This is a genomic window from Acinetobacter cumulans (assembly GCF_003024525.3).
Taxonomy (GTDB): domain Bacteria; phylum Pseudomonadota; class Gammaproteobacteria; order Pseudomonadales; family Moraxellaceae; genus Acinetobacter; species Acinetobacter cumulans.
Genome location: NZ_CP035939.1, coordinates 1 through 9,699, shown reverse-complemented (window position 1 = coordinate 9,699; position 9,699 = coordinate 1). Strand labels below are relative to the sequence as shown.

The following is a 9,699-nucleotide window of genomic DNA, read 5'->3' as shown; positions in this document are numbered from 1 at the left end:
TGTTAGAACCCATTTAAAGTGTCTATATTCTCACCAATAAAAATGTCTAGTTTATGATGGTTTTTATCACCATGGACTGGATATAAATATAGATGCTGATCACTATGTCTGACAAAGAAATTCAACGGCTTGCAGTTCTGCAAGACGTTCGAGATCATCGTATTACCCAGGTCCGTGCTGCTGAAATCCTAAATCTTTCCACCCGTCAAATTACCCGGTTATTGCAGAAGCTCAATCAAGATGGTGTCTCAGGTATGGCACATGCCAGTCGTGGTCAACCTGGCCATCGTCGCCATGATGACTTGTTAAAATCAAAGTGCCTTTCCATTATTGCTGAACATTTGCTGGGCTTTGGACCCACCTTGGCGCATGAGAAGCTCAGCAGCATGTTTGACCTGAATATCCCGGTAGAAACGCTTCGGCGCTGGATGACGGCCAATGACCTGTGGATTCCGCGATCCAAGCGCCTGAAGCGTCCATATCAGCCACGTTATAACCGGGATTGCTTCGGTGAACTGATCCAAATTGATGGCTCATATCACGACTGGTTTGAAGGACGAGCAGCCAAATGCTGCTTGTTGGTTTATATCGATGATGCCACTGGAAAGCTGTTGCATCTGCGCTTTTGTGAGGCTGAAACCACCTTTGACTATATGCTTTCCACCCGAGCCTACATTGAGCAATACGGTAAGCCGCTGGCCTTTTACAGCGACAAACATTCGGTATTCAGAGTGAACCAGAAATCCAGTCAGGACAGCCAGATCACGCAATTTGGCCGGATTCTGAATGAGTTAAACATTGATATTATCTTTGCCAACTCACCACAGGCCAAAGGTCGTGTGGAACGTGCCAACAGGACACTTCAGGATCGTCTGATCAAGGAGATGCGCCTGGAAGGCATCGGTTCGATTGCAGAGGCCAATATATGGTTACCCTGCTTTATTGAGCAGTTCAATCAGAAGTTCGCCAAATGTGCGCGAAACTCAAAGAACCTGCATCGGCCATTAAGCGAATCTGATCTTGAACTGGATGATATTTTTACCTGGCAGGAACCGCGTAAGGTCACCAAGAATCTGACCCTGACCTATGACAAGTGTATTTATATGCTTGAACCGACAGAGCTGAATCATAAGCTTGTTGGGCTATACATTTCATTTCTGGAGTACCCGGATGGTACTGTGGCAATCATGCATGAAGGACGGAAGATCAACTATAGCGTCTTCAATAAACTGGCTGGACTGCAGCAAAATGCAGTGGTTGAGAATAAAAGATTAGGCTCGGTTCTGGCCCATATCCAGCAGCAACATGAGGAGTTGGAGAAACAGAATAAACGTTCCCGTCTCAAGAAAAGTATGCCGAGTCGTAAAGCTCAGAAAGCTGTTATTGAACAAAGATATTTAAATCCTGTTCTTGACTCTTGCAGTTAAAAACAGGACATTTTAAATGGTTTATCGCATAGACATTTTAATTGGTGAATAGCACCAGGTTAATCCTGGGCTTTTTGTTCAATCTGATTATTGGCCTCAAACATGCCAGGATTAGTGATCCGGATGTTTTCCTGACAATTTCCGCAAAGCATTAGCCCTGCAAAAAGCTGTACGTTATCCCTTGAATCACAGAAAGCACATGGTTTAGAGAGTTGAATAATATTGCTCATGGCTTTTTCCCCTCAAAATAGTTCCTTTGGGCATACGCATTTCCTTGTCTTTGCATACCGCGAATATCATCTCTTTCTACTTTTAAATGCATAAGCGTACTGAGTAGCATCATGTATACCCCACCAAAATCTTCAAAGAATTTTTTGTTCAGATAATTGGCTTCAGTAAACTTATCGAGGGAATAATTAATCTGCTTTTCGAAATCATTCACCAATGTTTCAATCCGACTGGCCTGCCGTTCAATACTGGCCATCTGTAAATTACTGGTCAGAAGATCCCGCAGATAAGTCCCTAATTTATCACCCTTCAACTGAGCCAAACGCTCATATTCTTGTGCAACCTGATTGTCTAATCTGACGGCAACGGTTCGAGTACTGTTCATGAAAAACTCCTACAATTTGTTTTCAATCTAAGCACCTAATTTCTAAAAAGTAACTATCAAATATAAGTAAACACTTTGTTAAGTTTTAATGATTACAGGTTAAATATCTAATATAAAAAGAGAAATTTATATAAAAGCGTAAACAAAGGTGATTACAAGCTATCTTATTGTTTTGTAAGTAAATATTGCACTTTATCTGCAACAAAAAGTGTTTGCAGCTAAACCTATGAAAAATAATAAAAATCAGCATAAAAGCGTAACCGCTTTCCAGACAGATGAAAAATCGCTGTATCCCTTATAGCATAAGGCTTTGAAGCCTTTATCTTTAGATGCGTGGTGTGTGAACCAAAAATTGCCGGTATGTACCGGCTCCCCATCCATTTAATTGACTTAACTGACAGTAAAGATAGTGCTTGGCCAAAAGAGATCCTGACTATTGTGTTTCTTAAGAGAAAAACCTATAAGCGGAAACTTTAGCCTACAGGTCAAAAATAAAACCCAAGTTAAAACGCTCTCACATGCGATTTCAGCCACATTTTTACTTAAGACATAGAATCCACTATTGAAATGAGTAATCAGGTCAAAAAACGCAAATGAGCGCCAAATAGAGGCTATTTTTATTCTAATCGGGATGAATAGAGTGAGTGTCTACGAGCGAAGCAACAAAATTCGCATCTCGACTCTCTGAAAAACAGCTTTTTAGGCTGTGAAGTCTAAATGAGCGTAAATCACATGCAGAAAATTGTGCCTAGATCGAGCGTAGCGAGTAAAAAAGCTTTATGAGCGAAGCGAATTCCGAGTTTCTTTTGCTCTTGCCTTTGCTTTTTCTCAAAGTCACAACAGGATGATCTAAAAAATTGCCCCACGAATCGAGCGAAAGCGAGATTCAATAGAGTTTGAGCGTAGCGAAAACCAAGGGCAATTTTTCTTTGCCAGGGCTTTTAATAATTTTAAAGTTTTTAAATGCTTTTAGACTAGCTGAACACCTTTATTTTAAAGGCATGTAGAGCTTATATGACTACGTTTACCTACCAATATGACTACGTTTACCTACCAATATGACTACGTTTACCTACCAATATGACTACGTTTACCTACCATAAGACTTCATAATATTTTTTGTAGATTTAACTACGTTTACCTTGCATAAATCTACATAATTATTAATATAGACTTATATTCATAAATAATAATGTAGATAAATAAGATGCGGGATTTAGTTGTTAAAGATAATGCTCTAATAAATGCTAGCTATAATTTGGATTTAGTAGAACAACGTTTAATCCTATTGGCCATTGTCGAGGCAAGAGGTAGTGGCAGAGGTATCAATGCAAATGACCCATTAGAGGTTCATGCAGAGAGTTATGTAAACCAGTTTAATGTTGCACGACAAACAGCTTATCAAGCCCTCAAAGATGCGTGTAAAGACTTATTCGCACGTCAATTTAGCTATCAAGAAGTAAATAAAAGAGGAAATATTGAGAATGTCCTAAGTCGCTGGGTCAGTGAAATTAGATACATTGATGATGAAGCAACAGTAAAATTAATATTTGCACCTGCAATCGTGCCTCTTATTACACGTTTAGAAGAACAATTCACAAAATATGAGCTACAGCAGATTAGTGATCTTAGTAGTGCTTACGCTGTACGTTTATACGAATTATTGATTGCTTGGCGTAGTACTGGCCAAACACCTGTTATTGAACTAGCAGAGTTCAGGCAGAAGATAGGTGTTCTCGATGATGAATACACTAGAATGGGAAACTTCAAGGATCGAGTGTTAAATCTAGCTATTGCCCAAGTTAATGAGCACACAGACATTAACGTTAAATGTGAGCAACATAAAAAAGGCCGTAACATTTCAGGATTCTCTTTCACATTTAAGCAAAAGAAAGTGATCACCTCTAAAAGTTCAACTTCACTTGAACTTTTCTCAAAAATGACCGATGCACAACGTCACCGTTTTGCTAATAAACTTTCTGAACTTCCAGACATGAATAAATACTCTCAAGGTACAGAAAGCTACCCACAATTTGCAGTTCGAATTGCTGAAATGCTAAAAGATAAAGAGAAGTTTGAAGAGCTTCTGCCACATCTTAAAAAAGTAGGATTTAGTACAAAATAAACTTCATGTTCAGGTAGGATGTTCATCTAAATATCCTTGTACATGCACTGAGGGATTACATTGAACACAACAAAATTCAGCGTCATGGACGCAAGTAAAGCTTTTAAAAAATCACGAACAACAATATATGAAGCTATAAAAAATGGTGAATTATCAAGGGATCATGATGGGCTTATAGATTTATCCGAACTTATCAGGGTCTATGGTAATCCTATCGGTGTTCAGTCCAATACACGTACTGAACACGTTCAGAAGGATGTACAAGTACGTGTTCAATCTGAGATTGAAAATGTATTGAAAGATCAAATTTCTCTACTCAAAAATCAATTGGACTTAGCCAATCACAGAGAAAAGGCTTTGATGCAACACATAGAGGATTTGACTCATAGAATTGAGTTTAAAGGTCAGCTTGAACAACCAAAAACAGAGGTAGAAGAGCACAAAGTTGCTCCTCCTGTTCATTCTGAAATGACAGAGAATCCTAAACTAGAACCAGACCAGAAAGATGACGGATTGACTACTCCGGTCGAAACAGAAAATAAGCGGATTCCAGTGCCGGAGCACGTTGAACAGGAGCCGGAGAAAAGGGGCTTTTGGAGCCGTTTTTTTAGACCCTATGATTAACCACGATTGTTTAACTGATATGAACAAAGTCGTGAAAATTTGATTAAATAACAAGCGTGGAACGTGAAAAATCATAAAAAAAGCCCGAACAGGGACGTTTGGGCTATAAACTAGAAACTACAGCATTGATTTCTATAGATAATTATAACGCATTTCGTATAAGGTGTATTATGTTAATTTTAGATAAACTATAGAATCCATTAGTTTTTAAACCAATAAATTAAATATTTTATGGAACTCCAGAATATTTATTCAGGCGATACTTAAGCAATAAGGGTAGGGTGATTACATAAAGTATTGCAGCTAATGCCCATACCATTCCAGGAGCTGATGCCTGAGTCATAAAATAGAGGCTAGTAACTAATACAGGACCAATTATAGCCCCCAGACTATTAAAACTGCTTAATAGCCCTTGTAATTCACCTTGTCTTTCATCACTAATACCTCTGGACATCATTGCTTGCAAAGCAGGAACGGCTACTCCACCAAGGGCAAACAATGGTAACAACGCAAAAGGCACCCATTCTTCAACAGCAATAGATAAAAGAAGTAAACCAATTGCATCGCAAGCTATTCCACATAACAACGTATTTTTCTCTCCAAACCTCTTTACCATAGGGGCGATAGCAAAAGCCTGTGCAATAGAATGGCATATTCCATAACTAGCAAGGGAAACACCTGCAATAAATATACTCCAGCCATAACGATCCTGCCCATAGATAACCCATAAAGTTGCGGGGACTTGTGAAACCAATGTGATAATTAAAAAGATACCAAGCAATGGAGCCATATTAGGTTGAGTGATCAAATAGGATAATTTCTTTAATATTGATTGCTCCTGAACCTTCTCAGTCATTTTATTGCTGTGTTTTGATTCTTTTAATAAGACTGCTGTCATTATTAAATTAATCCCATTCATAAAAGCAGCAGCAAAGAACGGTGCATGTAAGTTCCATTCACCCAAAACTCCACCTATTACCGGACCCGCTATAAACCCAATACCAAAGACAGCTCCAAGGAGACCAAACCTTTTTGCACGCTCATGGGCTGGAGTAATATCTGAAACATAAGCTGTTGCAACAGCCATGTTGGCACCTGTAATTCCCGCAAAAATACGACCAATATATAGCCACAATAGAGAAGGAGCAGCAGCCATTAGGAGATAATCAGCCGTTGCACCAGCAATTGAAATAATTAATACAGGTCGACGTCCAAATCGGTCACTCAACGCTCCAAGGATAGGTGCAAAAATGAACTGCATCAGAGCATACACAGCTAATAAAGCACCATAGTGAACACCGCCTGCTTCAGCTCCAGCCAATGACCGTAATAATTCAGGCAAGATCGGCATAATTAAACCAATCCCAACAGCATCCAGAAATATAGTGATTAAAATCACGCTCAATGATTTCTTCACAAATGCCTTCTCTAGCAATGATAGAATTAATATTCTCTCACACACTCCCTATCAGTGATAGATTTATGAGTAAAAAAGATATTGCACCTCAACGTCTGACACGTGAAATAGTCCTGCGTACCGCATTGGATATGTTGAATGAAGAAGGCATAGATTCAATAACCACACGCAAGCTAGCTCAACGATTGGGTATTAAATCTCCAACTCTATATTGGCATTTCAAGAATAAATCCTTGTTAATGGAAGCAATGGCGGAAACCATTATAAATGAACACCATTTAGTTTCTTTACCCATCGATGGGATGACATGGCAAGATTGGTTGCTCGCTAATTCTGTAAGCTTTCGTCGAGCACTACTAGCTTACCGTGATGGTGCTCGTCTACATGCAAGAACTAGCCCCAGTCAAGGACATTTCAACACGATTGAGGCCCAAGTTGCGCTGTTATCTCATGCTGGGTTTTCTCCTGTTGAAGCAGTTGCATTACTTATGACATTAGGAAGGTTTATTGTTGGGTGGGTCCTTGAGGAGCAGCAAGAAGAAATAAGATCAGACCCACCATTCGAAGCCGATCCAACTATATATCCACTCATGCTCCAAGGAGTGAATACCTTACAAAATATGAATGCGGATGACATTTTTGAAAATGGGATTCGTATGGTGATTATCGGTGCTGAAAGACAACTTGATATTAAAATGCAAACTTAACTCTATACTGCTTTAAGCAACTGTTCTATTTAGTAATAAAGCTTTTATCCTTAATTATTTAACATAATAGAGCTTATACGAAACGCACTTATAAATAGTTTTATATTTCAAAAAGTTATGCTATAAAAAATTGGGACGCAAAACTTAAAAAGCCGACTTGGAAACAAGTCGGCTTTTTATTAAGCAAATCTGTAACTTTTAGCCAATAAAATTGATCAAAAAACATTCGTTTTGGCGTTTTTTCCTGATTTCTCAAGGGGCACACTTTAGAAATAATCCCCAATTTCTGCGGACAACTCTTGGGATAAAATAGGCCAATTTTGTAAGCTAAAACTTACATAGATTTAAGGATTTTGCGGATTGGTAATTCAAGGCATTAATCCTATGATGGCTATATAGGGAACAGGATGTTTCCAGAAAAACAAGAATAAGAAAGTAGCGCAAGGAATGGGCAGCACGAGATCAGCAAGACGAGCAACCCAATCTAAAAAAGCCCGACAGGATGTCGGGCTTTTTTATGTCTTGAATCTGGATTTCGTAGATGAGATTTTATGTTAAGTCACAAGGCACCCAGATAGGTACCTATGCTTAAACTAAGAAAGATTGTTATTGAATCTCAAAAGTTCGTCTAAACCACGTACAAAAATTGGTATATTTAATATGATTCATATCAATTAGGGGAGCATTAAAAAAGAAATCTAATCCATGTCCTGGGCTTTTTTGCCAAGCAAACCAAGTTGCTATTTGTGCCTTTTGTACTCTAGAAGGTTTAAATTTCTGTAAGCCCTCTTCAGCTAATTCACTAACAGATAGTTTAGCTTTTTCATATAAGGGCGTTTCAGATTCACTGATGAGTTCAGCTATCCAATTCTCAATGTTTCCATCCTCATCATTATTAGGCATTATCCATATACCTATATCAATTAAACCATCATTATGCTTAGCAATGATTCCTTCATCAGTTTCTACTAGCATATACCCATGAGGTGCTAGTTTTTGAGTTAAACTTTCTTTAGTTTTTTCAATGCCAGACTTGTCTTTAATATAATCAGCATCAATTACTATACCTAGATTTTTAATAATACCTAATGTGATTTGACTAATTAAGTCATCCAAAGATGATGAAATAACACCATTTTTAGTTGTGTAGTATTGTGGATTAATATCTTCAGGTGTAAGGATATTTACATCAACATTATAAGAGTAATATTGACAATATTTTTCAAAAAAGACTTTGTCTCCAAGTCCTTCTACAATTAAATGTTTCATCGTACTTCAAAATCTGACTTAATAAATGTGGCTAATTGATTTTCATCTAGAATATTTGCAATAACTTCCCCAAAGTTACTTTTACGTGTACTTTTCCCAATTTGAATTAGAATACCTTCGATATCCGTTCGTTCTTTTGAAACTTTTGAAAATGCTTTAACACAGTCAGAGCTATGAGTTGTTGCAAAAACTTGAATTTTAAGACTTTCTGCTAAAGAAAAAACAAGTTTCCAAACTTTTTCTTGGACACTGTGATGCAAACCATTATCAAATTCATCAATTAATAAAATTCCTCCTCGAGCACTATGTAATTTAAGAACTAATTGAAGAATTCTTAAGATACCATCTCCCATACTACTTAGTGGGAAAGGAAGACTATGATCTTTTAATTTAACAATAGGTGTTCTCTGTGAGCTTCTATATCTAGATCTACGGTAATTTACTGATTTAATGAAACTAATATTTTCTAAATTAGGCTCGATAATCTGTAAGGCTTCAATAATATAATCTTGATATGGAGTTAAAACTAACTTATCCCAATCTAGAGCTAGTTCATCTGGATCTAAAAATGATGTAGGGATATAGCTATAGGGAATATTTAATTTTGAATCTAGGCTTCTACTAATTGTAGTTGCTCTACGTCTATCTGGCTCTAATGAAATACGGCTAACAGATCCCTTATTTTCAATTTTTAAAATACTATTAATTTGTAAATTTTGTTCAGGGTCTTCTAGCATCTCATCAATTTCTAATTTTGAGATCACATCACGCTTAAGTCTTCTTAAAATATTCCCTTCTTCATCTTCAAACTTGATCAAAAACTCTTTTTCAAAGGCATGTTCAATGGTAAGAAAATTGGAGGAGTCTAGCTCGCCAACAACAATTTTTACATTATCTTCTCTTGGAAATTGCCTATTTGGGAAAAAGCTCTCGAAAGGTTGAAATGGACTAGTAAACTCTTCTTCCTCACGATCAGAGAGAGTTGGTTCTCCATGTGAAAAAGCTAAAGTATTTAAAATTTCTTCATCTGCATTGTTGGCGAGAATCAACAATGATTCGATTAAGGAACTTTTCCCCGAATTGTTATTACCAACAATAAGATTGATCAACCCGAGTTTGGGAATCTCTACGTTTTTTAGAGAACGGAAATTTTTAATTTGTAACGATGAAAGCATAAGTAGAGCCATATATTAGATAGAAGAGAGCCATCGCTAAAAATACAATTATTGAAAGTTTAGAACTCTATTCGTAGACCTATTATCTTATAAAATATTAAATAATTTCATAAATATTTTTATTATTTCAGATATTTATTAAACTATCCTATTTGTTTATCAATAACTTATATCATCTTTATTTAGTCACTAATATTTGAATTTTAACAATTTATATCATCATTACTACTATTTTTCCATAAGGGAATAATTCTTGAAAAATTTATGATGGGGAGTGAAATACAATACTAAATGCTTAAGTTCTTCTAAAATTAACATAATACACCTTATACGTAGCCCAGG

General features: G+C 36.9%; 9 protein-coding genes. 4 read left to right on the top strand and 5 right to left on the bottom strand.

Annotation, left to right across the window (positions count from 1 at the left end):
• Positions 1-92 precede the first annotated feature (92 nt).
• Positions 93-1,427, top strand: a complete 1,335-nt coding sequence (locus tag C9E88_RS17405) for an ISNCY family transposase (protein WP_137287915.1) — start codon at positions 93-95, stop codon at positions 1,425-1,427.
• Positions 1,428-1,486: 59 nt separating this feature from the next.
• On the opposite strand, the gene C9E88_RS17655 is transcribed toward C9E88_RS17405, so the two are convergent.
• Both C9E88_RS17655 and C9E88_RS17400 read right to left on the bottom strand, forming a co-directional pair.
• On the bottom strand, positions 1,487-1,657 hold the full coding sequence (locus C9E88_RS17655) for a hypothetical protein (RefSeq protein ID WP_167514225.1): 171 nt from the start codon (positions 1,655-1,657) through the stop codon (positions 1,487-1,489).
• On the bottom strand, positions 1,654-2,040 hold the full coding sequence (locus tag C9E88_RS17400) for a hypothetical protein (protein ID WP_106986762.1): 387 nt from the start codon (positions 2,038-2,040) through the stop codon (positions 1,654-1,656). Before C9E88_RS17400 ends, C9E88_RS17655 begins: the two co-directional genes overlap by 4 nt.
• 1,207 nt (positions 2,041-3,247) lie before the next feature.
• On the opposite strand from C9E88_RS17400, the gene repM reads away from it, so the two are divergent.
• Together repM and C9E88_RS17390 are read left to right on the top strand one after the other, a co-directional pair.
• Positions 3,248-4,165: a replication initiation protein RepM gene (gene repM, locus C9E88_RS17395; protein WP_106986761.1), complete on the top strand. Its 918-nt coding sequence runs from the start codon at positions 3,248-3,250 to the stop codon at positions 4,163-4,165.
• A gap of 84 nt (positions 4,166-4,249) precedes the next feature.
• Positions 4,250-4,789, top strand: coding sequence for a plasmid replication DNA-binding protein (locus C9E88_RS17390; protein WP_032016346.1), 540 nt, complete (start codon positions 4,250-4,252; stop codon positions 4,787-4,789).
• Positions 4,790-5,018: 229 nt separating this feature from the next.
• Here C9E88_RS17390 and tet(39) read toward each other — a convergent pair whose 3' ends face one another.
• Positions 5,019-6,206 carry a tetracycline efflux MFS transporter Tet(39) gene (gene tet(39), locus C9E88_RS17385; RefSeq protein ID WP_004856455.1) on the bottom strand — a complete coding sequence of 396 codons (1,188 nt, stop codon included), beginning with the start codon at positions 6,204-6,206 and terminating at the stop codon, positions 5,019-5,021.
• Between the two features lie 65 nt (positions 6,207-6,271).
• Between tet(39) and C9E88_RS17380 the strand changes: the two genes are divergently transcribed.
• A complete protein-coding gene (locus C9E88_RS17380; RefSeq protein ID WP_004787586.1) occupies positions 6,272-6,913 on the top strand; it encodes a TetR/AcrR family transcriptional regulator C-terminal domain-containing protein in 642 nt (213 codons plus the stop codon).
• A 606-nt stretch (positions 6,914-7,519) separates the two neighbouring features.
• Here C9E88_RS17380 and C9E88_RS17375 read toward each other — a convergent pair.
• Together C9E88_RS17375 and C9E88_RS17370 are read right to left on the bottom strand one after the other, a co-directional pair.
• Positions 7,520-8,182 carry a DUF3226 domain-containing protein gene (locus tag C9E88_RS17375; RefSeq protein ID WP_106986765.1) on the bottom strand — a complete coding sequence of 221 codons (663 nt, stop codon included), beginning with the start codon at positions 8,180-8,182 and terminating at the stop codon, positions 7,520-7,522.
• Positions 8,179-9,357 (bottom strand): AAA family ATPase, encoded by a 1,179-nt coding sequence (locus C9E88_RS17370; protein ID WP_162368857.1) that lies wholly within the window; start codon positions 9,355-9,357, stop codon positions 8,179-8,181. The genes C9E88_RS17375 and C9E88_RS17370 overlap by 4 nt, the downstream gene beginning before the upstream one ends.
• Positions 9,358-9,699 lie beyond the last annotated feature (342 nt).